Raw genomic sequence first — 26,922 nt, forward strand, 5'->3', positions numbered from 1 at the left:
AAAAGATCGCAACCTTCGAACGCTTGTCGTCAGCGTGACCCGACAGAATCAAAAGGCTTTTCCTCCATTTGCCATCCGTTGCAATCGATCGATGATCAGTTGCTCGGCATGCTTGCGGGTTTCCAGCAACAAACTCTTATCCGTTTCGCTGTAGATCACCTGGAAACGCAAACCCGGCGTGTCGGAAGAATATTCGCGAATGATGAAATCCCTGTATTTCGTATCGGTATGACTCATGGTTCGATTCCTTGACGTTGGTAAATTCTCGAACACCTCTCTGGCGTTCGAGATTGAACTGCAATCTTCGGACGATTGAGTCAGTTGTCTACTGTCAGAAATTACAGGGGCTCAAGGCCAGTTCGAAATAAGCCGAACGGAACCCATCAAAACTCCATTTAATAGTAAAAGCTAACCAACACTCGCGTTTTTCGCTAGTTATGCACAGACATTGTTAGATTCCACTAGGCATCCGTGCCGACCTGAAGGATCTTGCCACCGGCCCAACGGCCGCCAAGGTTAACAAGGTGAAAAACTTTGCAAACCTGAACACACAAGCAGAAACACACCCGCCCCATTGAAACCACCCCACCCCTGCCCCATCTAACACCCCATACCCCATTGCGCAGGTGCCCCATGACCGACCAGCAAGATCGCCCGGACAACCACGACGATTACGAAAACGACCACATCGAACACACATCCTCCGGCACCGGCCTGGCGCTGCCCGGGCAAAACCTGCCGGACAAGGTCTACATCATTCCGATCCACAACCGTCCGTTCTTCCCGGCCCAGGTCCTGCCGGTCATCGTCAACGAAGAACCGTGGGCCGAAACCCTCGAACTGGTCAGCAAATCCGAACACCACTCCCTGGCCCTGTTCTTCATGGACACGCCCCAGGAAGACCCGCGCCACTTCGACACCGGCGCCCTCCCCGAATACGGCACGCTGGTCAAGGTTCACCACGCCAGCCGCGAAAACGGCAAACTGCAATTCGTCGCCCAGGGCCTGAGCCGCGTGCGCATCAAGACCTGGCTCAAGCACCATCGCCCGCCGTACCTGGTCGAAGTCGAATACCCGCACCAGCCCACCGAGCCGACCGACGAGGTCAAGGCCTATGGCATGGCGCTGATCAATGCGATCAAGGAATTGTTGCCGCTCAACCCGCTGTACAGCGAAGAGCTGAAGAACTACCTCAACCGCTTCAGCCCCAACGACCCGTCGCCGCTGACCGACTTCGCCGCCGCCCTGACCTCCGCCACCGGCCCCGAGCTGCAAGAAGTGCTCGACTGCGTGCCGATGCTCAAGCGCATGGAAAAAGTCCTGCCGATGCTGCGCAAGGAAGTCGAAGTCGCGCGCCTGCAGAAAGAAATTTCCGCCGAAGTCAACCGCAAGATCGGCGAGCATCAGCGTGAGTTCTTCCTCAAGGAGCAACTCAAGGTCATCCAGCAGGAACTCGGCCTGACCAAGGACGACCGCAGCGCCGACCTCGAACAGTTCCAGCAGCGCCTCGAAGGCAAAACCCTGCCGGCCCAGGTGAAGAAACGCCTCGAGGAAGAAACCCACAAACTGTCGATCCTCGAAACCGGCTCGCCGGAATACGCCGTCACGCGCAATTATCTGGACTGGGCAACATCGGTGCCGTGGGGCGTGTACGGCGAGGACAAACTCGACCTCAAGCACGCACGCAAAATCCTCGACAAGCACCATGCGGGTCTGGACGACATCAAGGATCGCATCCTCGAATTCCTCGCCGTCGGTGCGTACAAAGGCGAGATCAGCGGCTCGATCGTGCTGCTGGTCGGCCCACCGGGCGTGGGTAAAACCAGCGTCGGCAAATCCATCGCCGAATCCCTCGGGCGGCCGTTCTATCGCTTCAGCGTCGGCGGCATGCGCGATGAAGCCGAAATCAAGGGCCACCGCCGCACCTACATCGGCGCCCAACCGGGCAAACTGGTGCAGGCGTTGAAAGACGTCGAAGTGATGAACCCGGTGATCATGCTCGACGAAATCGACAAGATGGGCCAGAGCTACCAGGGCGACCCGGCCTCGGCGCTGCTGGAAACTCTCGACCCGGAGCAGAACGTCGAATTTCTCGACCACTACCTCGACCTGCGCATGGACTTGTCGAAAGTCCTGTTCGTCTGCACCGCCAATATCCTCGATTCGATCCCCGGCCCGTTGCTGGACCGGATGGAAGTGATTCGCCTGTCCGGCTACATCACCGAAGAAAAAGTCGCCATCGCCAAGCGTCACTTGTGGCCGAAACTGCTGGAAAAGGCTGGAGTATCAAAAGGCAGCCTGAGCATCAGCGACACCGCGCTCAAAGCCCTGATCGACGGCTATGCCCGTGAAGCCGGCGTGCGGCAGCTGGAAAAGCAGATGGGCAAACTGGTGCGCAAAGCGGTGATGAAGCTGATCGACGATCCGAAAGCGGTGATCAAACTCGGCCCGAAAGATCTTGAAGCCTCGCTGGGCCATCCGGTATTCCGCAACGAACAAGTGCTGTCCGGCACCGGCGTGATCACCGGCCTGGCCTGGACCAGCATGGGCGGCGCGACCTTGCCGATCGAGGCCACGCGGATTCATACGCTCAACCGGGGCTTCAAGCTCACCGGGCAATTGGGCGATGTGATGAAGGAATCGGCGGAGATCGCCTACAGCTACGTCAGCTCGCACCTCAAGCAATTCGGTGGTGATGCGAAGTTCTTCGACGAAGCCTTCGTCCACCTGCACGTACCGGAAGGCGCAACACCGAAGGACGGCCCGAGCGCTGGCGTGACCATGGCCAGCGCCCTGCTCTCGCTTGCACGTAATCAGCCGCCGAAAAAAGGCGTGGCGATGACTGGCGAACTGACCCTGACCGGGCATGTATTGCCGATCGGCGGCGTGCGCGAAAAGGTCATCGCAGCGCGCCGGCAGAAGATTTTCGAATTGATTCTGCCGGAGCCGAACCGGGGTAACTTTGAGGAACTGCCGGATTATCTGAAGGAAGGGATTACCGTGCACTTTGCCAAGCGGTTTGCGGACGTGGCGAAGGTGCTCTTCTGACAATCATGTAGTGCCTGATGTACCGCTATCGCTGGCAAGCCAGCTCCCACAATGTTCAATGTGCCCACAAATCTTGTGGTCAACCGAGAAACCTGTGGGTGCTGGCTTGCCAGCGATGGCTTCAGTGCTGCCAACACGGAACTCCCTGACCGTCACACTTTGTCCCATCTTCAGTTATGCTCGCCGTTCGTCGTAACCGCCGGAGCTGCTGACCTCATGTCCCCCATTCGCCTGTTTCTCCCCCTCGCCCTTTCCTTGCTGGCGGCCTGCGCCACGCAACCGAAACACAACGTGACCGTGGAAAAACAAAGCGAATGTCCCGTGCGGCTCAACGTCGGGCAAAACCTGATCATCAGCCTGCCAAGCAACCCGACCACCGGCTACCGCTGGGCGATTCAGGATTCAGCTGGCGGCGTGTTGCGCGCCCTCAGCCCCGAGGTTTACAGCAATCCGGAAGATGCCGGCGTGGTTGGCGCAGCGGGGGTTTCGACCTGGCGCTTCCAGGCCTTTGCAGCAGGCACCGGGCGTTTGCGCCTGACCTCGCAACAACCGTGGGCACCGGAAGTGCTGCCTGTTGAGACCTTCGACTGCGCCATTTCGGTGAACTGACTGCAGCTTCTTCGCGAGCAGGCTCGCTCCGACAGATCACCGCGCCCCCCCTGTGGGAGCGAGCCTGCTCGCGAAAGCCATATCCCAGACGGCGAGAATTACACCCGGTTCGGTGCTTTATCAGACAACCCAAGCATCCCCGCGCCACTTTGGCTAAAATGCCGGCCTTTTCCACCGACACCGCCGGACGCCGCCGTGAGCAAAGAACCCGATCGCCTATTCGCCCAGCCTTTGGCCCAGGTGCCTGACTTCGCCTTCAATGAAGACGTGGTGCGGGTGTTCCCGGACATGATCAAGCGCTCGGTGCCGGGTTACCCGACCATCGTCGAAAACCTCGGCGTGCTCGCGGCGCAATTCGCCCAGCCGAACAGCGTGCTCTATGACCTCGGCTCGTCGCTCGGCGCAGTGACTCAAGCCCTGCGCCGCCATGTGCGCACCGACGGTTGCCGGGTCATCGCTGTGGATAACTCGGCGGCGATGGTCGAGCGCTGTCGCGAATACCTCAACGGTCAGGATTCGATGTTTCAGGAACTGCTGCCGGTCGAAGTCATCGAGGGCGATATCCTCGCGCTGCAATTTGAGCCCGCCTGCGTAGTCGCGCTGAACTTCACCCTGCAATTCATCGCCCCGGATCAGCGCACTGAATTGCTCTCGCGGATTCGCCAATCGTTGTTGCCCGGCGGCGCGCTGATTCTCTCGGAAAAGCTGCGCTTCAACGATGCCGAAGAGCATGCGCTGCTCACCGATCTGCACGTAGCGTTCAAACGCGCCAACGGCTACAGCGAACTGGAAATCGCCCAGAAGCGCAGCGCCATCGAAAACGTCATGAAGCCCGACAGCCTCGAAGAACACCGCGAACGCCTGCTGGCCGCCGGGTTCTCGAAAGTCGTGCCGTGGTTCCAGTGTCTTAACTTTGCCTCGTTGATTGCCTTGCCATGATTGATCTGTCCCCCCTCGCCCGGCGTCTGGCCGGTACACCGCTGGCCGAATGGGCCAACACGCTGCAAGCGCAACTCGACAAGAAAATGGACAAAGGCCACGGCGATCTGGAGCGCTGGCAAAGTGCGCTGGACGCCTTGCCGAAGATCCAGCCAAGCGAAGTCGACCTGCTCAACGGCCTGAAACTCGACACCGATTGCGACGACGACACCCGCGCGCAGATGCGCACCGCGCTGATGGGCCTGTCGCCGTGGCGCAAAGGGCCGTTCGATCTGTTCGGTGTGCATGTGGACACCGAATGGCGCTCGGACTGGAAGTGGTCGCGGGTCTCCCCGCACCTCGACCTGAAGGGCAAACGCATCCTCGATGTCGGTTGCGGCAACGGCTACTACATGTGGCGCATGCTCGGTGCCGGCGCCGACAGCGTGATCGGGGTCGACCCGAACTGGCTGTTCTTCTGCCAGTTCCAGGCGGTGCAGCGTTACTTGTCCGAGCCGAATGCCTGGCACCTGCCGTTCCCATTCGAAGACCTGCCGCCGAATCTGGAAGGCTTCGACACAGTATTTTCCATGGGCGTGTTCTATCACCGTCGCTCGCCGATCGAGCATTTGCTGGCGCTGAAGGATTGCCTGGTCAAGGGCGGCGAACTGGTGCTGGAAACCCTCGTGGTCGAAGGCGACAAGCATCAGGTGCTGGTGCCGGAAGATCGCTACGCGCAGATGCGCAACGTGTGGTTTTTGCCGTCGGTTCCGGCGCTGGAATTGTGGCTGCGCAGAGCCGGATTCAGCGATATTCGTTGTGTGGATGTCAGTACCACGACGGTGGAAGAACAACGCGGGACGGAGTGGATGAAGTATCAGTCGCTGAGCGATTTTCTGGATCCCGAGGACCACAGCAAAACCATTGAAGGGCTGCCGGCGCCGATGCGGGCAGTTATCGTCGCCAGGAAGTAAGCGTATTTTCCCATGACCGCGGTGGGCCTACCCCTCACCCCAGCCCTCTCCCCAGGGAGAGGGCGCTGATTGTTGAGCTTTTCAAAACTTGAGTCCGACTCGGTATTTCAGGTCGGCGGACTTGGTCCATTCAACTCGGTCGGTCCCCTCTCCCTCTGGGAGAGGGTTAGGGTGAGGGGCTTTTGGTGCGTCTGGCGCGGAAAAACTCGGTCAGCACCGCACCACATTCTTCAGCCAACACCCCGCCCTCATACAACACCCGGTGATTCAAAAAGCCCTGGGTAAAAAACTGCCCCTGACTTTGCACAATCCCGGCCTTGGGTTCCAGCGCGCCGTACACCACCCGCGCCACCCGCGAATGCACGATCAGCCCGGCGCACATGCTGCAAGGCTCCAGCGTCACATACAGCGTGCTGCCCGGCAGGCGATAGTTATCCACTGCCTGCGCGGCGGCGCGGATCGCGACCATTTCGGCGTGGGCACTCGGGTCGCTGGTGCTGATCGGGCAATTGAAGCCGCGACCGATGATCACGCCATCGTGCACCAGCACCGCGCCCACCGGCACCTCACCGAGGGCGGCGCCCTGCGCGGCGAGGGTCAAGGCTTCGCGCATGAAGTCGCGGTCGCGGCTGCGGTCGATGATCGCCGCCGGGCGGATCTGGCGCATCACTTCACCTCGATCGCGGCCATCAGGCCGGTTTCCATGTGGTCGATGACATGGCAGTGGAACATCCACACCCCCGGGTTATCCGCCACCAGCGCCACTTGCGCACGCTCGTTCTTGCCCAGCAGATAGGTGTCGGTGAAATACGGCACGACTTTGTGCCGGTTCGACGCGATCACCTTGAAGCTCATGCCGTGCAGGTGGATCGGGTGCTGGTACTGGGTCATGTTCTTCAATTCGAAAATATAGCTCTGGCCCAGTTTCAGGCTGGCAATCGGTCGGTCAGCACAGGTCTTGTCGGTGATGTCCCAGGCCTTGCCGTTGATCTGCCAGAGGCTCGGCGGCTTGCCGTTTTCGGTGTTCACCGAGACCGAGCCGACCCATTCGAAATTGAAGTTGAGTTTCTCGGCATTGGCCAGATCCGGCTCGGCCACCGGGTTGGCCGGCAGGGCTTTCGGCCAGTCCGTCGGCGCGTCGGTGTTGGCGACCGAACGTAGCGTGCCAAGGCGCACCGGGCCGTTGCGCAGCGACAACTCTTCACCGGCCGCCGGCGCCTTGATCGCCAGGCAAATGCGCATGCCGGGGCCGAGCCAGTATTCCTTGCCCAACGGGCGGGGCTCGACCGGGTTGCCATCCAGCGCGTAGATCTTCGCTTCGACATCGGGGATGTTGATGCGATAGGTCAGGGTGTTGTCGAGGTTGAGCAAACGCACCCGGGTGATCTGCCCGGCCGGCAGATCAATCACCGGCAGCGGCACACCATTGATCGTCGACAAGCGCCCGGCGGTACCGCCACGGGCCGCTTCGCGGGGGATGCTGAACTCGACGAACTGGCCTTGCTCGTCGACATGCCAGTTCTTCAGGCTCAGGGTTTTCTCGTACTTGAAACCGGTCGGCTCGCGTTCCTCGATGATCAGCGGCCCGACCAGACCACGTCCGAGTTCTTCGCTGCTGCTGACATGCGGGTGATACCAATAGCTGCCAGCGTCCGGCACACGGAATTTGTAGTCGAAGTATTCGCCCGGCAGCACCGGCAGTTGCGACACGTAAGGCACGCCGTCCATTTCCAGCGGCAGGCGGATACCGTGCCAGTGAATGGTAGTCGCCACCGGCAAGTGATTGATGAAACGCACCCGCAGCCATTCACCCTGACGCACACGCAACTCGGTGCCCGGCGCCGACGGGCCGAACGCCCAGGCTTCGGTCTTGTGGCCCGGCACCAGCTCGACATCGAGCGGCGCGGCAATCAGTTCATAGTCGTGGCCGGCCTCGGCGTCGGCCATCTTGCCCAGCCAGTAACGCGACGCGCCTCCCGCGCCCACGCCAACGACAACAAGACCGGCCAGGCCACCGAGGATTTGGCGACGGGTAAAGGACATGAACTCAACTACCTCACGTATCAGCGACAGACCCCGAGGGATCCGCAAAAGGCGAATACGATACACCCGCAGTTGAGAAACAGTAAGGGCGACCTGCGGCCGCACGTCTTGTCGGCCTTATACGCGCAGCCCGGTAATCAGGTGCAGCACGCCGCCCTCAAGCGGCATGACGCCCGCCACACCGGCCAGACTCAACGCCTGACGGTCGACCCGGGCCGCGTCGTGCAGCGCCACGCGCACCCGAGTCAGCGCCACCGGGTGCTGCGACTTGAGGTTATCCACACCGCCCAGCGCCGCAACAATCTCGGCGCTCAGGCCGGCAATCGGTTCGGCGACGGCTTTCACCTCATCCGGGACTAGATCCGGCGTCAGCGCTTTCCAGAATGCCTGCTGCAATTTGTCGAACATGTTCAATTCTCCATAACCGGCGAGGCATCGACTTTCGCCCCATGAAACTGCTGCAAGGCTGCGCGCACGTCGGCGGCGCTTTCCAGGTTCGAAACCTGTTCGGCGATGATTCGACAGTCGGCCAGATCCACTTCGCGGACCGCCGACTTGATCGCCGGAATCAACGGCACGCTCACCGACAGCTCATCCACACCCAGCCCCAGCAGCAACGGCACCGCAAGGCGTTCAGACGCCATGGCGCCGCAGACGCCGACCCATTTGCCGTGGGCATGCGCAGCCTTCACCGTCATGGCAATCAGGCGCAGTACCGAGGGATGAAAGCTGTCCGCCTGACTGGCCAGACGCGGATGATCGCGGTCCATGGCCAGGGTGTATTGGGTGAGGTCGTTGGTGCCGATGGAGAAAAAATCCACGTGCGGCGCCAGCACATCGGCCATCAGCGCAGCGGCAGGCACTTCGATCATGATTCCCAGCTTTGGCAGGTGCGCCAGGCCCAGCACCCGCGCTTCTTGCTCGAGAATCTGCCGCGCCAGACGCAGTTCGGCCAAATTCGTGACCATCGGCAACATGATGTGCAGACGCGTCAGTTCACAGCAGGCGACGATTGCACGGAACTGCTCGCGCAACAGTTGCGGTCGCTCAAGGCACAGACGAATGCCACGCAAACCGAGGAAAGGATTGGTTTCGCTGTCCATCGGCACATAAGCCAGCGGTTTGTCGCCACCGACATCGAGGGTGCGCACCACCAGATTGTGTGCCGGCCCGATGGTGCGCGCGATGGCGCTATAAGTGGCCACCTGTTCGTCATGGCTCGGCGCCTGCTGACGGCCCAAGTAGAGAAATTCCGAACGCAACAGCCCCACGCCATTCGCGCCCAGCTCCATGGCCTGGGCGGTTTCTTCCTGCGAGGCAACGTTGGCGGTGACTTCGATGTGCTGACCGTCACGGGTGCAGGCCGCCTCGCTGGCCTGCGCCAGTTCCTGCTGATGACGCTGGCGCTGGCGCTCATGCCGCGTGCGCAATTGATCAATGGACTCGGCGTCCGGGTGCAACTGCAACTCGCCTTTGTCGGCATCGAGCAGCACCCGCGTGCCGTTGCCGAGCCCGAGCATTTGCGCCGGCATGCCGCAGATCGCCGGTAAACCGCAGGCTCGCGCGAGAATCGCGACATGGCTGGTGGCGCCACCGCCGACGGTGGCAAACCCGAGCACCTTGCGCGTATCGAGCGCGGCGGTCTGGGACGGGGTCAACTGATCGGCGATCAGAATGGTGTCGTCCGGCAACTCCAGCGCTTGTTCGTGAACACCGAGGATCAGCTTCAGCACGCGCTGGCCGACATCATCCAGATCCGCCGCGCGCTCAGCCAGCAAGGCATTGCCCAGCGAGCGAAACATCGCCGCCGTTGCGTCGGTGCTGGTCTTCCAGGCAAACGCCGCGCTGTTGCCCGCGTCGATCAGCGCCCGGGCCTGATCCAGCAGGCTCGGGTCGGCCAGCAGTTCCTGATGCGCCTTGAAGATCTCCGCCTGCGCTAGGCCGCTGGCGGTGTCGCGCAGATGTTGCAGGGCCATGTCGGCTTCGATCAGGGCTTGGCTCAACGCCTCCAGTTCAACTGGCGGCTCGGCGCCGAACTCGTTGACCAGAAGCGACGCTTCGACGATCTGCATGACTTGTCCCAGCGCCGAACCGGGCGAGGCGCAGACACCGCGCAGGATGTTCGGCATTTCCGCTGCATCGGCTTCGACCGGCGCGGGCGCTGTGACCGCTTCACCGCAGCCTTCGCCCAGCAAGCGTGTCAGCGCTGCGACCGCTGCTTTCGCATCTTCGCCTTCGGCGCTGACCTGCACACTGTCGCCATGAGCCGTTTGCAACGCCATGATCGCCACCAGGGATTTGCCGTTGGCTTGAGCTTGCAGCTTGTGCAGATGGATGGTCGCTGAAAATGCTTTGGCCGCTTGGGCGAATACTGCCGCCGGCCGCGCGTGCAGGCCATTGGGATTGGGCAGATGGATCGGCTGCGAGAACACCGCGTCGCCCGGCACCGGTGCTGGATGTTCGCCGACGACTGCGCCGACCACGACGTCCAGCACTGGCTGGCCCACCTCGACCAACCCGGTTGAGCCAACGAGTGAATCGAACGGCTCGCCGCTGACCACCAGCATCAAAGTCAACAAACTGCGCGCGTGCAGGGCAATGTAGTCAGCATCGAAGTCGATCAGCGCCTGCCCCGCTTCGACCCGCTGCCCCGCGTCAACGCGGCGGGTGAATCCTTCGCCGGCGAGATTCACCGTGTCCAGGCCGATATGCATCAACACCTGAACACCCGCATCACTGGTGATGGTGAGCGCATGCCCGCTGGCCTGCACGTCGCTGACCACACCTGCAAGCGGTGCGCAGAGCGTTGACGAAGTCGGGTCGATGCACAAACCGTCGCCGATGATCCGCCCGGCAAACACCGGGTCGGGCACCTGGTCCAGCGCCATCAGCACGCCGGATAAAGGAGCCAGCAGCTGCAATTGTTGGGGTGTGGCCATGACATCACCTGAGCGTGTATTGATTGAATGAGCGGTCGCAGCCGCTTTGCTTATTTCCACCAGTATTCAACCTGCAGCCCGACATTGGCCCCGTGCCGTGCGTTGCCGAAGACGCCGGTGTCGGACAGCGCCGAACCTTTGGCCAACAGGTTGGCGGCACGCTTGGCTGCCTGGTTCCAGCTGGCATAGGTGTAATACAGACGCACCTCGGGCCGCGCCCAGAATTCCGGGCCTTTCGGTGACCAGGTCGGTGCAAAGGTGAACTTGCTCAGCTTGCGCGTGCCGTCCGCCGCCTCGACCTGATCGTGACCCAGTTCGGTCACCAGTTTGAACTGCTCGCTCAGTGCATAGGCCGGACGCACACCGAGTGACAGCCAGTTCTGATCGGCGCCGCCCTGACGAATATCTTTCTGATACACCGCCTGGAATTGTCCGCCAAAACGTGGCGTCAGTTGCCAGTCGAAGAACTCGACGATCCGATAACTCTTGTTGCGGTCATCAAGCCTGACGTTACCGGTATAGCCCAATCCGGTGCCCGGCCCTTCGCCGTATTGCAGCGCCAGTTTGTTCTTGCCGCCGAGAAAGTCCTGCTGCACGTGCTGAGTGGTAATCGCCCAGCCACGGTGGGCGTCGCGGCTGTCGGGCTTGTCGATGTAGCTGAGGCCGAACTCCAGTTCTCCGCCGCGGTTGCTGTTGAAACCGCCGACGTTGAAGTCGTGGCGGTTGATGTAAACCTTTTGGTAAAGGTTGTCCTTGCGCGAAAAGGCGTAGCTGTATTTCAGGCCACCGAGCAACACGTCTTCAATGCCTGCACCGGTGGCGCTCTGGTTCCAGTAATAGAAATCGGAAATATGGATGTCGTTACGTTTGTAGTAGCGCCGACCGGCCCACAGCGAGCCGCCGTTGAGCGCGGGCATCGCCGACCATTGCGCGTAAGCCTGCGGCAAACGAATCGAGCCGTTGTCTTCCTTGAACGTCAGGCTGCGGTCGTAACGGTTGTACAGCGATGCCATGCCGTCGACGCTCAGCACCGAGCCGTCGTCGAGGGTGTACAGATCCTGGCGCAGCTCGAGCTCACCGTACTGCTCGCACTCGTTACCGAGGCGATATTTGGTCTGCGCGCCGGGCAACTGGAAACACGACTGGCTGCTGCTGTTGACCGAAGTACCGACACCGCTGCGCAGATAGCCGCCGAACTCCAGCGCCTGTGAGGACGTGGGCATTGCCAGACAAATCCCCGCGACTGCCAGGCTGTAATTTATGGTTGCTCTCATATATGCCACCCGTTGTTTTTATTGTGTGGTTGCAGGAATTCAGCGCGCACAAATCCCCCGCGCAGCGTTCTGCGTGTTTTTTCAAAGGTTGTTATTCAGTTAAAAAATCAGGGGTCGGTCAGGTGCAGCACGAAGGATTCGTAAGGTCGCAACTGCAGCAAACTCGTGCGTTGCGGGCAGTCCGGGTAGTTGCTGATCAGCAGGCGCTGCTCCTGGGCTTCGTCGATCAGCGCCGGTAGCTCGACCTCACATGCGGTGCCATAGAAATTGTTCACCACTAACAAGCGCTCTCCCGTCCCCTCGCGCAGGTACGCCCAGACCTGTGGATGCTCCGGCAGTAGTTGGCGATAGATGCCATCGGAGATCAACGCTTCAGTGCGGCGCAAAGCGATCAGGCGCCGATAGTGATGCAGCACCGATTCCGCGTCGTGCAGTTGATGCGCGACGTTGATCTGTGCGGCATTGGCCGGCACACCGATCCATGGTTCGCTGCGAGTGAAGCCGGCGTTGTGCCCGGCGTGCCAGTGCATCGGCGTGCGCCCGTTGTCGCGGGACTTCTGCATGATCGCCGCCATGTTGTCGAGGTCGCTTGCCCCGGCTTCACGCTTGAGGCGAAAGATATTCAGGGTCTCGACGTCACGGTATTGCTCGATGCTCTCGAACCCCGGATTGGTCATTCCCAATTCTTCGCCCTGATAAACGAAGGGCGTGCCCTGCAGAAAGTGCAGCGCAGTGCCGAGCATCTTCGCCGACAGCTCGCGGTACTCGCCGTCATTGCCAAACCGCGAGACCACGCGTGGCTGATCGTGGTTACACCAGAACAGCGCATTCCAGCCGCCACCCGCCTGCATGCCGGTCTGCCAGTCGGAGAGAATCTGCTTGAGCTGGAGGAAATCGAAATCGGCGCGCACCCACTTCTGCAGATTCGGGTAATCGACCTTCAGGTGATGAAAGTTGAAGGTCATCGACAGTTCTTTCGACTGCGGATTGGAGTAACGAATGCAGTGTTCCAGACGTGTCGAAGACATCTCGCCGACGTTGATCAGCTCATGCCCTTCGAAGACTTCGCGGTGCATCTGCTGCAAGTAGGTGTGCACGTTCGGCCCGTCGGTGTAGAAGCGCCGACCATCGCTGTCGTCCTCGGGGAAGTCCGCCGGTTTCGAGATCAGGTTGATCACGTCCAGACGAAAACCACCCACACCCTTGTCGCGCCAGAAGCGCATCATCTTGAACACTTCGTCGCGGACCTTGGGGTTGTCCCAATTGAGATCCGCCTGGGTGTGGTCGAACAGGTGCAGATAATACTGGCCGGTCTGCGCTTCGTACTCCCAGGCCGAACCGCCGAACTTGGATTCCCAGTTGTTCGGCTGGTCGCGCCAGATATAGAAGTCGCGGTAAGGGTTGTCGAGGCTGCTGCGCGCCTGCTGGAACCAGACGTGCTCGATCGAGGTGTGGTTGACCACGATGTCGAGCATCAGCTTGATCCCGCGTTTGCCCGCTTCGGCGATCAGCAGTTCACAGTCGGCCATGCTGCCGTAGCTCGGATCGACCGCGTAGTAGTCGCTGATGTCGTAGCCGTTGTCGCGCTGCGGCGAACGCAGGAACGGCGTGATCCACAGGTAATCGACCCCCAGCCATTGCAGGTAATCGAGCTTGGCGACGATGCCGAGCAGATCGCCGGTGGCGTTGCCGGCATGGCTGTGAAAGCTCTTCGGGTAGATCTGGTAGATCACCGAACGTTGCCAGTCTTGCATGGCGGATTTCCCTCTTGAATTTTACGATCTCTGTAGGAGCTGCCGGAGGCTGCGATCTTTCGATTTTGAAAGGCAAGATCAAAAGATCGCAGCCTCCGGCAGCTCCTACAGTTCAATTTCAGGCAACCCGGTAACCCGGGCGGACGATCTTCATGCTCAGCACGCAGGTCAGGGCAAACGGCACGAGCATGGCAATCAGCATCCCGATGACGAACATCGGGATGAACTGCGGAATGATCGAGATGAAACCGGGCAGGCCACCGACGCCGATGGCCGAGGCCTGGATCTTGTTCAGCGAGAGGAACATGCAACCCAGCGCCGAACCGGCCAGCGCGGCGTAGAACGGAAACTTGTAGCGCAGATTGACGCCGAACATCGCCGGCTCGGTGATGCCGAAATACGCAGAAATCGCCGAGGTCGAGGCCATGCTCTTGTCCCGCGCATTGCGCGTCATCCAGAACACCGCCAGGGCCGCACTGCCCTGCGCCAGATTGGACATGACGATCATCGGCCAGATGAAGGTGCCGCCCTGGCTCGAGATCAATTGCAGATCCACGGCGAGGAACATGTGGTGCATGCCGGTGATTACCAGCGGCGCATACAGCAAACCGAAAATCAGACCTCCCACCAACGGCGCCAGATCGAACAGCATCACCAGCCCTTCGGTGATGTAGATGCCGATATGCCGGGTCACCGGGCCGATGATCGCCAGCGCCAGCACGCCAGTGACAACGATGGTGGTGATCGGCACCACAAGTAATTGCACGGCGTTGGGCACTCGCGCGCGCAGCCATTTTTCGATGACGCTCATCACGTACGCCGCCAGCAGGATCGGCAGGATCTGCCCCTGGTAGCCGACCTTTTCCACCTGGAACAGGCCGAGGATGTCGAAGTACGGCAGTTGCTGCCCATCCAGCCCGGCCACGGCCTTGCCGTAATTCCAGGCGTTGAGCAGGTCCGGGTGTACCAGCATCAGACCGAGGACAATGCCGAGAATTTCGCTGCCGCCGAAACGCTTGGCCGCCGACCAGCCGACCAGCGCCGGCAGGAACACGAACGAGGTGTTGGCCATCAGATTGATCAGGCTCCACAACCCGTCGAGGTTGGGATAGGCATCCAGCAGGGTCTGGCCCTCGATGAACATGCCCTTGGCACCGAGCAGGTTGTTGATGCCCATCAACAGGCCGGCAATGATCAGCGCCGGCAGGATCGGCATGAACACATCGGAAAACACCCGCACCAGCCGCTGCATGGCGTTTATCTTCTCGGCGCTTTTCTGTTTAACGTCGGCGATGGTCGATGCCGCCAGGCCCGTCTGCTGGCGCAGTTCGGCATAAACCTTTTCAACATCACCCGGGCCGATGACCACTTGATACAAGCCGCCGGTGAAGAACGAACCCTTGACCAGATCGACGCCATTGAGCGCGGCCACATTCACCAGCGCGGGGTTCTTCAGCGCCAGGCGCAAACGCGTCACGCAATGCGCCGCCTGCTCGATGTTGTCGCGGCCACCGAGGCTTTCCAGCAGCTCCTTGGCGATGTTCGGGTAGTCATGGCTCATGCTTGTTCTTCCGTCGTGGATTGTTGTTATTGGCAGCACGCCGAGAGGAAAAATACTCGTCTGTACGAGTTAATGCAACAACTCGTCTGTACGAGTTTGCGTCCGTGGATGAACGTCAGAAAAATGCGGATTCTTCCTACTCCGACCTAAGATGTTTTCCTTCGTCCGCATGGACAAACCCCTACCCTGCCCTTAAGGTTCGGGGTTTTGAGCACCGTCGGCACAGAGTCCAGCCATGAGCAAATACAACCAGATCTACAGCGATTTGCTTGCCAGCATCACCACGCAGCGCCTGGAGCGCGGCGCCCGGCTGCCTTCCGAAACCGAGCTGATGGACACCTATCAGGCCAGCCGTGGCACGGTACGCAAGGCCATCGACCAGTTGCAGGAACGCGGTTTCGCTCAGAAGATTCACGGCAAAGGCGCGTTCGTGCTGTCGACCAACCCGATCGAATTCCAGCTCGGCGGCATCGTCAGTTTCCAGGAGACCCACCCGCGACTGGGCAACGACGTCAGCACCGAAGTGGTCGAGATGTGTCAGGTGCCGCTGGAAGGTGCGCTGCTCGAACACATCAATGCCGAGCCCGGCAGCCCGATCACCCGGATCAAACGGGTGCGGCGCATCGACGGCAAACGCGTCATCCTCGACATCAACCACTTCGTCAGCGAGGTGATTCCCGACCTGTCTGCAGACATCGCCGAACATTCGATCTACGCCCACATCGAACAGACCCTGCAACTGCAGATCGCCTACGCCCAGCGCACCATCGAAGCCGTGCCGTGCAGCAAGGACGACCACCACCATCTGGACCTCGACGGCCAGAGCCATGTCATCGTGGTCAGCAACCAGACCTTCCTGCAGGACGGCCGCCAGTTCGAGTACACCGAATCGCGGCATACGCTGGACAAGTTCTATTTTTCCGATGTGGCGCGGCGCTGAGGCATATCTTTCGATACGCAACACGCAATAGCCGAGTAACACCCTCCCCTTGAGCGCATGGGCCATCTTCTGCCTTTGTGTCTCAAGGATGAACACCCGAATGACCACTGCCGAACGTCGTCTGCTGCCAAACGCAGCGGACAAAACCGCCCTCAAAGCCATCGCCACTACCATTGTGCAGAACTGCCCAAGCCTGCTGGATGAGGCTCGGCTAGTCGCGATCGAACTGCTGGCCGCCAAGGGCCTATCTGGCCTTGATCCCGACCAGGTTTATTTCCATCGTTTCAAAACGGCGCAAAGCAGCACGCTGACCTTTACCGGTTGGGAGCACTTGCTGGAAAAGCCTTATGAAACGCTCACCCTCACGCAACTGGTCGTCCATCGATTTCGCGCCACCGACCAAGACAACGCAGATTTGCTGGGCCTTTACTGCGGCTTCTACTCGGATGGCCCGGGCGCGGAGAATTTCAATCAGAGCAACGAAGTGCGACTGCTTGGCAGCGATGTGCTGAAGGCATTCTGGGCCGTTGATTTCAGCACGCGTTACAGCGGTCAATTGACCAAATTCTGGCAAACCTCGTCGGACGATTTCCGCGCCCTGGCCAAGTGCAACTTCCTCAGTCAGGCGGTGCAGGCGCTGCAACAGGGGGACGTTGACGGCAATGATTTTCAACGCATCGTCACCTCGCTGATCGGCCCCGTAAGCTGGCCGGTAACCCTGCAAATGCTCCGATCGACGTACCCGGTCGGCGCGCAAGTGCGCACGCTGGATCTGGACGGTCACGTCGCCACCAACGTGCTGCGTCTGGTCGAAGACAGTGGCCGGCAGACCCTTTACCTGCCGGGACAGGCCCAGGCCTTTCGGCTGATGGACACTGCCGCGGATCTGCACTGGTGGATGCTTGAGCAGATGAATTCAGAGCAGAAACGCTCTTTGTTTCTCAAGCACTTCTCGCTGGCTGACAGCAATCACATCACCGAGAACCTCACTGATCTGATGAACCGTTTGGTGAGCACCTGGGGCCACAGCGATCATCGAATGATCAACCGCAGCAACGTTGCGATCAGCGGTGACGCCTTCACGTGGTTAAGCGAGTCGACCCGCACGGGCATGGTTGCCGAGGCGCATCTGGTGCTCACGTCCAACAGTGACCTGCGCAAGAAACTCTGGACCGGCTATCTGAGCGCCGGGCTGAAAGTGTTCGGCCCGATGGCGGCCGTGGGCTGGCCTGCAGCTTTGCCGTTGATTGGGGCGGGCGTCGTCAACACGGGGCTGAACATCGATCAGGCGATCAACGGCATTACGGCGACCGAGCGTAGAGCCGGGGTTATCGGTGCGGTGCTCAGCGCTATCGAAACCGTATTCAATGTTCCGTTCCTGATTGGCACTGGCGCGCAGTTGGAAGTTGGGCCACAGGTTGAGTATGCCGAGGCTGAAGAGATGCGCGGGCTGATCGAACTTACTTCGGCTGACTCGCGGTCATTGCCGCCTCTGGATCCCCCGCCCGTCACGTCGTCCAATGAAACTGCCAGCGAGTTGGCAAACGAAATCCCCGGCGAAACGGCATTCGTCGATGTCACTGAGCCATTGATTACGCCTGCTCCGCGGCAAGGTTCGACTTTTGCGCAAGTACCGGCCAGCTATCGATGCAACGAGTTACTTGCGCAACACGCTGTAGAGGCGACGCCGGGGAAATACGAAGGCATCTACCGCCTCGACAAAGAACCCGGTCATGCCATCGAAATGGATGGCGCCGCCTATTACGTGCGCTACTTCGCCGACTCGCACGACGGTGGCAACTGGGCAATCATCAATCCCGAGCGTCCCAATCAGTTCGCTTATTCGTTGCCGGTCCGCCTGGGAAGCGCCGGCAAGTGGGAGCGCATGCCAGCGCTGCGGCTGCGCGGAGGCGGTCAATGCGTGGGCAAGGCATGTTTGCCGGAGACTGATGTGAGCTCAACCGAGGCAACACCGTCGGTGGACCTGCCACGCGTCGAACCGCTTCCAGGCGTTCCGTGTCCGCTACGCCCGGCTACGAAGCTCAAAGGTATCTCAGAGACGGAAATACCCGGAATGAGAAGATGGGCAATGAACTTGCCCAACCCTTCTGCCGAGACCACAAGCGCCGGACGCCGCTATCTGCTGGCTACCGACCGCTACGTGGCCCATTTCGGCGAACAACGCACGGCTCTGCTGAACGACGCCGAAGCATTCTACCGGGAGTTGAAATGGATCAACCTGCCCCAGCGCCCGGTCATTCCGCCCGTCAGTCCGCAGATGGAGATCGATGAGTTGATTGATCTCATCTTTGCCAATACCGATGGACTGGCCGTCGGTGAAACCCTCGATCGCATCGCCAGCACGCGCTTCATGATCGAGAACATGCCAACGTTCGCGCGGCATATCAAAACCCTCTACGTGCGTGGATTGCTGAGTGATTTCGCCCAGGATGACCTCAACCATTTCTACCTGTCGGGGGACATGTCAGAAGACCTCAGTACCTATTTGTCCAGCCTGGGCACTGACCCTGAGAACCGGTTCAACATGCTCGAATTGATCCGGGCTGCCCAAGCCAATGGCGTCCGGGTTCATGGGCTGGATGCAGCAGAAACCTGCACGCTGAAAGTCCCGCTCACGTCGATCGAAGAGCAGATGATCAAGGCGCGCCTCGCAACGCAGATCATGGAGCGTGACAAGCTGCTCAACAGACCCGGCAAGTGGGTGGCTCTGGTCGATGCCACGAATACCAATACCTTCAGAGATCTGGCAGGCATAAGCGAACTCCGCGGCGGCATCGGTTTGCGCATCGAAGAAGTCTGGCCCGACGAGGTGGCCGACCTCAGGATCGACCCGGGAGTGGAAGTCGCTCGCGGCCCGTTTTACAACGGGGCGACGACAAACAGCGCCTTCGACCCTCTGTTCGCTGACCTGCGATTGCAGGTCAAGGCCCCCGTGCCGCCATGGAATGATGCAACGCTGGAAAAGCTTCTGCCTCGCAATGGCATGTTCGTGATACGGAAAACAGAACCAAGCACATACACACTCGTGCGGCGCAACAGCGCCAGCAACATCGTGCAAACAAGGGTGCATTGCACCGCAGATGGCCGGTTTTATATCTGGGACCAGTCGATGCGCCGCATCACCGGCATGGTCTTCCGCGACATCGCCGCAGTAGCCGAGCGCCTGATCGAGCTCGGCATGACCCTGCAAAGTCGTTTACCCGCCTGATCAGTTATCAGGGCTCTGAAACGAAAAAACCCTTGGCTTCACGCCAAGGGTTTTTCGTTATTCGAACCGCAGCAGGATCATTCCCACTCAATCGTCGCCGGCGGCTTGCTCGACACGTCGTAAGTGACGCGCGAAATGCCTTCGATTTCATTGATGATGCGGCCGCTGACAGTTTCCAGCAGTTCGTAAGGCAGGTGTGCCCAACGTGCGGTCATGAAGTCGATGGTTTCTACGGCACGCAGGGCAACGACCCAGGCGTAACGACGGCCGTCGCCGACCACGCCGACCGATTTGACTGGCTGGAATACTACGAACGCCTGGCTGACCTTGTGGTACCAGTCGGCTTTGCGCAGTTCTTCGATGAAGATGTGGTCGGCACGACGCAGCAGGTCGGCGTATTCCTTTTTCACTTCACCGAGGATGCGCACACCCAGGCCCGGGCCCGGGAACGGGTGACGGTAGACCATGTCGTACGGCAGGCCCAGTTCCAGGCCCAGACGACGCACTTCATCCTTGAACAGTTCGCGCAGTGGCTCGACCAGTTTCAGGTTCATCTCTTCCGGCAGGCCGCCCACGTTGTGGTGCGACTTGATCACGTGGGCCTTGCCGCTTTTCGCGCCAGCCGACTCGATCACGTCCGGGTAGATGGTGCCCTGAGCCAGGTACTTGATGTTGTCCAGCTTGCAGGATTCGGCATCGAACACGTCGATGAAGGTACGGCCGATGATCTTGCGCTTCTTTTCCGGGTCGGCTTCGCCGGCCAGGTTGTTGAGGAACTGCTCCTCAGCGTTGGCGCGGATCACCTTGACGCCCATGTTCTCGGCGAACATGGCCATCACTTGCTCGCCTTCGTGCAGACGCAGCAAGCCGTTGTCGACGAAAACGCAGGTCAGCTGATCGCCGATGGCCTTGTGCAACAGCGCGGCAACCACCGAGGAGTCAACGCCGCCGGACAGACCCAGCAGCACGTTGTCGGTGCCGACCTGGGCGCGGATGTTGGCGATGGCGTCTTCAGCGATCTTCGACGGCGTCCACAGGGCTTCACAACCGCAGATGTCGAGGACGAAGCGCGAGAGGATGCGCCCGCCCTGCTTGGTGTGGGTCACTTCCGGGTGGAACTGCACGCCATAGTAAGCGCGGTCGTCGTTGAACATACCGGCGATCGGGCAGCTCGGGGTGCTGGCGAGGATGTGGAAGTCTTCCGGCATCTTTGTGACTTTGTCACCGTGGCTCATCCACACGTCGAGGCCGAACAGGCCGTCGGCATCGATGTGGTCTTCGATGCCGTCGAGCAGGCGGCTCTTGCCGACCACGTCAACGCGGGCGTAACCGAACTCACGCAGTTCGGAACCTTCAACCTTGCCGCCCAGTTGCTCGGCCATGGTCTGCATGCCGTAGCAGATGCCGAACACCGGAACGCCGAGGTCGAACACCGCCTGCGGGCAGCGCGGGCTGTTGGCTTCGTGCACGGACTCGGGGCCGCCGGCGAGGATGACGCCTTTAGGGGCGAATTCGCGGATCGCATCTTCGTCCATGTCGAACGGGTGCAGTTCGCAGTACACGCCGATCTCGCGCACGCGGCGGGCAATCAGCTGGGTGTATTGCGAACCGAAGTCGAGGATCAGGATGCGGTGAGCGTGAATGTCGAGGGCCATGACTCATTCTCATGTAGTGAATCAGAAACAACTCGGGGCTGAATGAACAGCCCCGGTGATTTAACGTTTTGCTGGAAGCCTCAACCTACGCGGTAGTTTGGCGCTTCCTTGGTGATCTGCACGTCGTGAACGTGGGACTCGGCCATGCCGGCACCGGTGATCCGCACGAACTCGGGTTTGGTACGCATTTCTTCGATGTTGGCGCTGCCGGTGTAACCCATCGAGGAACGCAGACCGCCCATCAACTGGTGAATGATCGCGCTCAGGGTGCCTTTGTACGGCACACGGCCTTCGATGCCTTCCGGAACCAGTTTCTCGGCGCCTGCCGAGGAGTCCTGGAAGTAACGGTCGGACGAACCTTGAGCCTGGGACATGGCGCCCAGCGAACCCATGCCGCGATAAGCCTTGTACGAACGGCCCTGGAACAGTTCGATCTCGCCCGGGGCCTCTTCGGTACCGGCGAACATCGAGCCCATCATCACGCAGGACGCACCGGCCACGATGGCCTTGGACAGGTCACCGGAGAAACGGATACCGCCGTCGGCGATCAACGGTACGCCAGTGCCTTCAAGGGCAGCGGCGACGTTGGCGATGGCACTGATTTGCGGTACGCCGACACCGGCGACGATACGGGTGGTGCAGATCGAGCCAGGGCCGATACCGACCTTGACTGCGTCGGCGCCGGCTTCGGCCAGGGCCTTGGCGGCAGCGCCGGTGGCGATGTTGCCGCCGATCACCTGCACTTCAGGGAAGTTCTCTTTGACCCAGCGTACGCGGTCGATCACGCCTTTGGAGTGACCGTGTGCGGTGTCGACCACCACCACGTCCACGCCGGCATTGACCAGTGCAGTCACGCGATCACCGGTGTCTTTACCGGTGCCGACCGCAGCGCCAACGCGCAGACGACCTTGATCGTCCTTGCTGGCCAGCGGGTAGGCTTTGGCTTTTTCGATGTCGTTGACGGTCATCATGCCTTTGAGGGCGAATTTGTCGTCGACGATCAGCACGCGCTCGATGCGGTGCTTGTGCAGCAGTTCGCGTACGTCGTTCTTGTCGGCGCCTTCCTTGACCGTGACCAGACGCTCTTTAGGCGTCATCACTTCGCGGACAGTGGCTTCCAGACGGTTTTCGAAACGTACGTCGCGGGAGGTGACGATGCCGACCAGGTCGCCATCGTGCAGGACCGGAACGCCGGAGATATTGTGCAGACGGGTCAGTTCGAACAGATCACGCACCGTGGCATCGGCCTCGATGGTGATGGGATCCTTGACCACACCGGCTTCGAACTTCTTGACCTTGCGCACTTCGGCAGCTTGCTGCTCGATGGTCATGTTCTTGTGGATAATGCCGATGCCACCTTCCTGAGCCATGGCGATTGCCAGACGGGCTTCAGTAACGGTGTCCATGGCGGCAGAAACCAGAGGAATATTCAGTTCGATGCCACGGGTAAGACGGGTCTTGAGACTGACTTCGTTGGGAAGTACCTCGGAATAACCGGGCACTAGGAGAATGTCGTCGAATGTCAGAGCTTCTTGGCTGATACGCAGCATCGCGGGGGCTCCCGAGCGGGAAAATGGAAGCGCGCCATTATAGTCAGACACCCCCTGCTGTTCAATGTAAAACTCAGCCTAATTGATAGATGGAAAAGCCCGGCCCTACAGCTCCACCTTGACCCAAGAGACAGGTTGATCGAGCCAATCGGCGAACTCGTCGATAAAGCTCTGCTTGAACCCCGCCTCCAGCCAATTGTTGAAAATGAAGCCGAGGTTGGAAAACGCGCATTCCTGCAAAAACAGAAAGCCGTTGATGTCGTCCTCATGCCCGCATTCGGGGCAGGTGAAATTGTCGGTGCGGCCTGGAAACCAGTCTTCAAGACTCTCGAACAGCGCCTCACCCACTTCGCGGCGACATTCGGCGCAACCCGCCTCTTCGAGAAAGCCCTTGGCCGGGGTGTAGATGCAGCGTTTGGTGACGATCTCCAGGCCATTGACCGGCTCGCCGAACGGCAGCGCTTGCGGGTGCAGCACCACGGCGCGAGCCCCATCAGCGATGGCGTGGGCCATACGGTTGCCGGTGCGGCCGCAGGTAGTCAGCTGTTCTTCGATGATATTCTTGCGCACCAGCCAGCGCACGATCGCCCGCGCCCGGGGCTCGTGCACCGGCAGGGTGGAGATTTTCGGGACGATAATGCTTTGCGAGTTCATGGTGGAGCCTGCTGCCAGTATTTAAGATTTCCAATGTGGGAGCGAGCCTGCTCGCGAAAGCGCAGTGTCAGGCTGCATTTTTGTTGCTGACCCACCGCATTCGCGAGCAGGCTCGCTCCCACAAGGAACTGCGGCCGGCAGCTTAATCCCTGAAGAAATCCGGTCAAGTGCTGAAATAGCGCACCATCAACGCGATCCCGCTGGCCAGCACCAGCCACGTCACCAGCCGCACAAACGCTTCGCGCGACAATCTCATGGTAAGCCGCCGGCCGATCCACAAGCCCAGCGCCATGGCCGGCAACAGACACAGCGCCAGCATCAACAAGGGTAGCTCGGCATACACACCGGCGATGACAAACAGACTCAAGCGCACCACGGTGCTGCAACTGATCAACGCACTTTGCGTGGCCCGCGCCGCTTCCTTGGGCAGGCGGCTGTTCAGATAAATCGCGTAAAGAAAGCCGCCACTGCCAAACAACGCGCCGAACAACCCACCCACCGTGCCCATCGGCACCGCCCACGCCGCTGACAACTGCGCGGGGCGCGCTTTGACCCACAGGCTGTAGACCGCATAGGCGCTGATAAACAGCCCCATCAACAGCAGCAACAGATCGGATTTCAGATTCAGCAGGAAGATCACCCCCAACGTGCAGCCGATCGCCATGCACGGCAGCAGCCTGAGCAATTCCGGCTTGGCGACGTCGCGCCGCGAGGGCAGCAGATTGCCGAATGCCGCGACGAAATCCAGCAGCACCAGCAGCGGCACGATTTTCGATAGCGGCATGAACAGAATCAGCATCGGCCCCGCGACCAGCGCCGTGCCGAAACCGGCGATGCCGAAGACGATGTAGGCCAGGGCAATGGCCAACCCGATGACCGCCCAACCGCCAGCGCCCCACGACCACGCCCCCAACAGCTCCATCACGCTCATCGTCCGCATCCTTTATAAGACCGCGCTGACTGTAGCCAGTAGCGGGCAGCACGACCAGATATCAAATTGATCCCATGTGGGAGCGAGCCTGCTCGCGAAGGCGGAGTGTCATTCCCGTTGTTGTCCGCTGACACAATGCTTTCGCGAGCAGGCTCGCTCCCACAGGGTTTTGTGCGGCGTCATGGTGATTGGCGGGCAAATGCCTTTAAACTGCGCCCCATGATTAAAGATCCCTTTGCAAGACTTGGCCTGGACCGTGAAGTCCTGACCGTCAGCCAGCTCAACGGCCGCGCGCGGGTGTTGCTTGAAGACGTGTTCAGCAACATCTGGGTCGAGGGCGAAATCTCCAACCTCGCGCGCCCGGCGTCCGGCCACGTCTATTTCACCCTCAAGGACAGCGGCGCGCAGGTGCGTTGCGCGCTGTTCCGGCAGAACGCCGCGCGCGTACGTCAGGCGTTGAAGGATGGTCTGGCGGTCAAGGTGCGCGGCAAGGTTTCGCTGTTCGAAGGCCGTGGCGACTATCAGCTGATCCTCGACACCGTGGAGCCGGCCGGTGACGGCGCGCTGCGTCTGGCCTTCGATGCGCTGAAGGAAAAGCTCAGCGCCGAAGGCCTGTTCAGTGCCGAACGCAAAGTGCCGCTGCCCGCGCATCCACAGCGCATCGGCATCATCAGTTCGCCGACCGGCGCGGTGATTCGCGACATCATCAGCGTATTCCGCCGCCGTGCGCCGCAGGTGCAACTGACCCTGATTCCAACCGCTGTGCAGGGCCGCGAGGCCACCGCGCAGATTGTCCGCGCGCTGAAAATGGCCGATACCCGTGGCTTCGACGCGCTGATCCTGGCCCGTGGCGGCGGCTCGCTGGAAGACCTCTGGTGCTTCAACGAGGAAGCGGTGGCGCGCGCGGTCGATGCCTGTGTCACGCCGATCGTCAGCGCCGTCGGCCATGAAACCGATGTTTCGATCAGCGATTTTGTCGCCGACGTCCGCGCACCAACACCCTCGGCCGCCGCCGAGCTGCTCGCCCCGGATTCCAGCCATCTGATCCGTCAGGTCGAGAGCCTGCACCGGCGTCTGGTGATGCGCATGCGTGACCGCTTGATGCGTGATCGCCTGCGTCTGGAAGGCATGGCCCGACGGCTGCGGCATCCCGGCGAACGTCTGCGTCAGCAGGCTCAGCGTCTCGATGATCTGGACATGCGCATGCGCCGCGCTTTCGAGCGCAGCCTCAATACGCGTCGAGAACGCCTGATCCGTCTGGAAACCCGTCTCGCCGGGCAACATCCGGGACGCCAATTGGCGATGCTTCGTCAGCGCCTCGACAGCCTCGCCGAACGTTTGCCCCGAGCCATGCGCGATGGTCTGAAACAGCGTCGTCAGCTATTGCACAGTCAGATGCAGACCCTGCATGTGGTCAGTCCATTGGCGACCCTCGGTCGCGGTTACAGCATCCTGCTCGACGAGCGTGGCCACGCGATCCGCAACGCTGCGCAGACCCACACCGGCCAGCGCCTGAAAGCCAAACTCGGCGAAGGCGAACTGCAAGTGCGCGTCGAGGACAATCACCTGACGCCCGTCACCCTCTCTTTACTGGACTGATCCATGCCGCGTTTTCTTGCTCCGCTGCTGTTGCTCTGCCTGACTTTCAACGCCCACGCCGACAGCTACATCACTCGGCTGCTGAACAAACCGGTGCCGGGCGGCGTCGCCGTGGTGGATCTGGGCACCGCCGCGCAGGCGCCGAAAGCCACCTATCAAGGCAAACCGGTGCTGGTGGTCAAAGAGCAGAACAATTGGCTGGCGATCGTCGGCGTGCCGCTGACGGTCAAACCTGGCTCGCAGCAGATCAGCAGTGGCGGGCGTAACCTGCCGTTTACCGTGGGCAGCAAGAAATACCCGGAACAGCACATCACCCTGAAGAACAAACAGCAGGTCAATCCGAACGCCGACAACCTTAAGCGCATTGAAAGCGAACTGGCGGAACAGATCGCGGCTTATCGCAGTTTCAGCCCGAACACGCCGAGCAATCTGCTGCTGGACAAACCGGTCAACGGGCCGCTGTCGAGCAAGTTCGGTGTACGTCGTTTCTTCAACGGCGAAGAGCGCAATCCTCACGCCGGCCTCGATTTCGCAGTGCCGGCGGGCACGCCGATCAAGACCCCGGCGGCGGGCAAGGTGATTCTGATCGGCAATTACTTCTTCAACGGCAACACGGTGTTTGTTGACCACGGCCAAGGCTTTATCAGCATGTTCTGCCACATGTCGAAGATCGACGTGAAAAACGGCCAGCAACTGGCGCGCGGCGCGGTGGTCGGCAAAGTCGGCGCGACCGGCCGGGCAACCGGGCCGCATATGCACTGGAACGTCAGCCTGAATGACGCGCGGGTGGATCCGGCGATTTTCATTGGTGCCTTCCAACCTTGAATATGTGTTGAGGCGACCGGCCTTTTCGCGAGCAGGCTCGCTCCCACAGGGGATCTTTGTTGTGAATAAAATTCAGTGTGGGAGCGAGCCTGCTCGCGAAGGCGGCCTATAAAACACCGCCATACTCAATGAATCTCCTAAAACTCAATTGCGCCCCAATCTAGCCTTACGCAAACATCAACAACTTCCACCGCCTAAAGCGCAATAAATTCCTGCAAAACCCCGCTTTTCGGGTATTCCTCTCAATTTTTTTCGACTGCTTGCCATCCTTTCCCCTCGCGGTTAGGGTTGAAGCCATGAAAACCTCTCACACCCTCATTCAGCTTCGCCAGCACCGCAGCCTGTGCCTCGTCAGCGCACGACTGCCAGGCTGAATCGCTGCGCCTCGTCCCACGCTTTTCCAAGAACATTCGTTCAAC

At 60.5% G+C, this 26,922-nt stretch carries 20 protein-coding genes; 8 read left to right on the top strand and 12 right to left on the bottom strand.

Annotated features, from left to right (window positions below):
* Window positions 1-48 precede the first annotated feature (48 nt).
* On the bottom strand, window positions 49-237 hold the full coding sequence (locus AB4N85_RS16235) for a hypothetical protein (RefSeq protein WP_041479908.1): 189 nt from the start codon (window positions 235-237) through the stop codon (window positions 49-51).
* Window positions 238-633: 396 nt separating this feature from the next.
* Here AB4N85_RS16235 and lon point away from each other — a divergent pair, with 396 nt between their 5' ends.
* From lon to cmoB, 4 genes are all read left to right on the top strand, one after another.
* Window positions 634-3,048 carry an endopeptidase La gene (lon, locus tag AB4N85_RS16240; RefSeq protein ID WP_460065049.1) on the top strand — a complete coding sequence of 805 codons (2,415 nt, stop codon included), beginning with the start codon at window positions 634-636 and terminating at the stop codon, window positions 3,046-3,048.
* A 216-nt stretch (window positions 3,049-3,264) separates the two neighbouring features.
* The gene (locus AB4N85_RS16245; protein ID WP_056790115.1) at window positions 3,265-3,657 is read left to right on the top strand and encodes a protease inhibitor I42 family protein; all 393 of its coding nucleotides are present in this window, start codon (window positions 3,265-3,267) and stop codon (window positions 3,655-3,657) included.
* Between the two features lie 195 nt (window positions 3,658-3,852).
* A complete protein-coding gene (gene cmoA / locus AB4N85_RS16250) occupies window positions 3,853-4,596 on the top strand; it encodes a carboxy-S-adenosyl-L-methionine synthase CmoA (protein WP_460065052.1) in 744 nt (247 codons plus the stop codon).
* Window positions 4,593-5,549: a tRNA 5-methoxyuridine(34)/uridine 5-oxyacetic acid(34) synthase CmoB gene (cmoB, locus tag AB4N85_RS16255; protein ID WP_095181720.1), complete on the top strand. Its 957-nt coding sequence runs from the start codon at window positions 4,593-4,595 to the stop codon at window positions 5,547-5,549. The genes cmoA and cmoB overlap by 4 nt, the downstream gene beginning before the upstream one ends.
* A gap of 166 nt (window positions 5,550-5,715) precedes the next feature.
* Here cmoB and tadA read toward each other — a convergent pair whose 3' ends face one another.
* From tadA to treP, 7 genes are all read right to left on the bottom strand, one after another.
* On the bottom strand, window positions 5,716-6,216 hold the full coding sequence (tadA, locus tag AB4N85_RS16260; protein ID WP_071173476.1) for a tRNA adenosine(34) deaminase TadA: 501 nt from the start codon (window positions 6,214-6,216) through the stop codon (window positions 5,716-5,718).
* On the bottom strand, window positions 6,216-7,592 hold the full coding sequence (locus AB4N85_RS16265; RefSeq protein ID WP_056790126.1) for a multicopper oxidase family protein: 1,377 nt from the start codon (window positions 7,590-7,592) through the stop codon (window positions 6,216-6,218). Before AB4N85_RS16265 ends, tadA begins: the two co-directional genes overlap by 1 nt.
* A gap of 117 nt (window positions 7,593-7,709) precedes the next feature.
* Window positions 7,710-8,000, bottom strand: a complete 291-nt coding sequence (locus AB4N85_RS16270) for a PTS transporter subunit EIIB (RefSeq protein ID WP_460065056.1) — start codon at window positions 7,998-8,000, stop codon at window positions 7,710-7,712.
* Window positions 8,001-8,002: 2 nt separating this feature from the next.
* Window positions 8,003-10,531 carry a phosphoenolpyruvate--protein phosphotransferase gene (gene ptsP, locus AB4N85_RS16275; protein ID WP_460065058.1) on the bottom strand — a complete coding sequence of 843 codons (2,529 nt, stop codon included), beginning with the start codon at window positions 10,529-10,531 and terminating at the stop codon, window positions 8,003-8,005.
* 50 nt (window positions 10,532-10,581) lie between these two features.
* Window positions 10,582-11,805, bottom strand: coding sequence for a carbohydrate porin (locus AB4N85_RS16280; protein WP_460065060.1), 1,224 nt, complete (start codon window positions 11,803-11,805; stop codon window positions 10,582-10,584).
* A gap of 107 nt (window positions 11,806-11,912) precedes the next feature.
* Window positions 11,913-13,559 (bottom strand): alpha,alpha-phosphotrehalase, encoded by a 1,647-nt coding sequence (gene treC / locus AB4N85_RS16285; protein ID WP_252868230.1) that lies wholly within the window; start codon window positions 13,557-13,559, stop codon window positions 11,913-11,915.
* Window positions 13,560-13,677: 118 nt separating this feature from the next.
* Window positions 13,678-15,120, bottom strand: coding sequence for a PTS system trehalose-specific EIIBC component (treP, locus tag AB4N85_RS16290; protein WP_041479919.1), 1,443 nt, complete (start codon window positions 15,118-15,120; stop codon window positions 13,678-13,680).
* A 235-nt stretch (window positions 15,121-15,355) separates the two neighbouring features.
* Here treP and treR point away from each other — a divergent pair, with 235 nt between their 5' ends.
* Together treR and AB4N85_RS16300 are read left to right on the top strand one after the other, a co-directional pair.
* Entirely contained in the window at window positions 15,356-16,060 is a 705-nt protein-coding gene (treR, locus tag AB4N85_RS16295) for a trehalose operon repressor (RefSeq protein WP_056790138.1), read from the top strand.
* 100 nt (window positions 16,061-16,160) lie between these two features.
* The gene (locus tag AB4N85_RS16300) at window positions 16,161-19,289 is read left to right on the top strand and encodes a membrane-targeted effector domain-containing toxin (protein ID WP_252868231.1); all 3,129 of its coding nucleotides are present in this window, start codon (window positions 16,161-16,163) and stop codon (window positions 19,287-19,289) included.
* 77 nt (window positions 19,290-19,366) lie between these two features.
* Here the strand turns inward: AB4N85_RS16300 and guaA are convergent, their stop codons facing one another.
* From guaA to AB4N85_RS16320, 4 genes are all read right to left on the bottom strand, one after another.
* A complete protein-coding gene (guaA, locus tag AB4N85_RS16305) occupies window positions 19,367-20,944 on the bottom strand; it encodes a glutamine-hydrolyzing GMP synthase (protein WP_016773344.1) in 1,578 nt (525 codons plus the stop codon).
* Window positions 20,945-21,024: 80 nt separating this feature from the next.
* Window positions 21,025-22,494: an IMP dehydrogenase gene (guaB, locus tag AB4N85_RS16310; RefSeq protein WP_016773343.1), complete on the bottom strand. Its 1,470-nt coding sequence runs from the start codon at window positions 22,492-22,494 to the stop codon at window positions 21,025-21,027.
* Window positions 22,495-22,599: 105 nt separating this feature from the next.
* Complete coding sequence (locus AB4N85_RS16315; RefSeq protein ID WP_041479923.1) at window positions 22,600-23,148, bottom strand: sugar ABC transporter ATPase; 549 nt, start codon at window positions 23,146-23,148, stop codon at window positions 22,600-22,602.
* A 163-nt stretch (window positions 23,149-23,311) separates the two neighbouring features.
* Window positions 23,312-24,079: a sulfite exporter TauE/SafE family protein gene (locus AB4N85_RS16320; RefSeq protein ID WP_095181712.1), complete on the bottom strand. Its 768-nt coding sequence runs from the start codon at window positions 24,077-24,079 to the stop codon at window positions 23,312-23,314.
* 219 nt (window positions 24,080-24,298) lie between these two features.
* Between AB4N85_RS16320 and xseA the strand changes: the two genes are divergently transcribed.
* Window positions 24,299-25,678, top strand: a complete 1,380-nt coding sequence (gene xseA / locus AB4N85_RS16325) for an exodeoxyribonuclease VII large subunit (protein ID WP_252868232.1) — start codon at window positions 24,299-24,301, stop codon at window positions 25,676-25,678.
* Window positions 25,679-25,681: 3 nt separating this feature from the next.
* The gene (locus AB4N85_RS16330; RefSeq protein ID WP_252868233.1) at window positions 25,682-26,503 is read left to right on the top strand and encodes a peptidoglycan DD-metalloendopeptidase family protein; all 822 of its coding nucleotides are present in this window, start codon (window positions 25,682-25,684) and stop codon (window positions 26,501-26,503) included.
* The last annotated feature ends 419 nt before the right edge of the window (window positions 26,504-26,922 follow it).

This window comes from Pseudomonas sp. H1_G08 (assembly GCF_054681355.1).

What these genes read in the sequence shown, in the direction of transcription:
- AB4N85_RS16235 (WP_041479908.1), bottom strand. Translation starts at nt 237, where the DNA reads ATGAGTCATACCGATACGAAATACAGGGATTTCATCATTCGCGAATAT.
- lon (WP_460065049.1), top strand. Translation starts at nt 634, where the DNA reads ATGACCGACCAGCAAGATCGCCCGGACAACCACGACGATTACGAAAAC.
- AB4N85_RS16245 (WP_056790115.1), top strand. Translation starts at nt 3,265, where the DNA reads ATGTCCCCCATTCGCCTGTTTCTCCCCCTCGCCCTTTCCTTGCTGGCG.
- cmoB (WP_095181720.1), top strand. Translation starts at nt 4,593, where the DNA reads ATGATTGATCTGTCCCCCCTCGCCCGGCGTCTGGCCGGTACACCGCTG.
- tadA (WP_071173476.1), bottom strand. Translation starts at nt 6,216, where the DNA reads ATGCGCCAGATCCGCCCGGCGGCGATCATCGACCGCAGCCGCGACCGC.
- AB4N85_RS16265 (WP_056790126.1), bottom strand. Translation starts at nt 7,592, where the DNA reads ATGTCCTTTACCCGTCGCCAAATCCTCGGTGGCCTGGCCGGTCTTGTT.
- AB4N85_RS16270 (WP_460065056.1), bottom strand. Translation starts at nt 8,000, where the DNA reads ATGTTCGACAAATTGCAGCAGGCATTCTGGAAAGCGCTGACGCCGGAT.
- ptsP (WP_460065058.1), bottom strand. Translation starts at nt 10,531, where the DNA reads ATGGCCACACCCCAACAATTGCAGCTGCTGGCTCCTTTATCCGGCGTG.
- AB4N85_RS16280 (WP_460065060.1), bottom strand. Translation starts at nt 11,805, where the DNA reads ATGAGAGCAACCATAAATTACAGCCTGGCAGTCGCGGGGATTTGTCTG.
- treC (WP_252868230.1), bottom strand. Translation starts at nt 13,559, where the DNA reads ATGCAAGACTGGCAACGTTCGGTGATCTACCAGATCTACCCGAAGAGC.
- treP (WP_041479919.1), bottom strand. Translation starts at nt 15,120, where the DNA reads ATGAGCCATGACTACCCGAACATCGCCAAGGAGCTGCTGGAAAGCCTC.
- treR (WP_056790138.1), top strand. Translation starts at nt 15,356, where the DNA reads ATGAGCAAATACAACCAGATCTACAGCGATTTGCTTGCCAGCATCACC.
- AB4N85_RS16300 (WP_252868231.1), top strand. Translation starts at nt 16,161, where the DNA reads ATGACCACTGCCGAACGTCGTCTGCTGCCAAACGCAGCGGACAAAACC.
- guaA (WP_016773344.1), bottom strand. Translation starts at nt 20,944, where the DNA reads ATGGCCCTCGACATTCACGCTCACCGCATCCTGATCCTCGACTTCGGT.
- guaB (WP_016773343.1), bottom strand. Translation starts at nt 22,494, where the DNA reads ATGCTGCGTATCAGCCAAGAAGCTCTGACATTCGACGACATTCTCCTA.
- AB4N85_RS16315 (WP_041479923.1), bottom strand. Translation starts at nt 23,148, where the DNA reads ATGAACTCGCAAAGCATTATCGTCCCGAAAATCTCCACCCTGCCGGTG.
- AB4N85_RS16320 (WP_095181712.1), bottom strand. Translation starts at nt 24,079, where the DNA reads ATGAGCGTGATGGAGCTGTTGGGGGCGTGGTCGTGGGGCGCTGGCGGT.
- xseA (WP_252868232.1), top strand. Translation starts at nt 24,299, where the DNA reads ATGATTAAAGATCCCTTTGCAAGACTTGGCCTGGACCGTGAAGTCCTG.
- AB4N85_RS16330 (WP_252868233.1), top strand. Translation starts at nt 25,682, where the DNA reads ATGCCGCGTTTTCTTGCTCCGCTGCTGTTGCTCTGCCTGACTTTCAAC.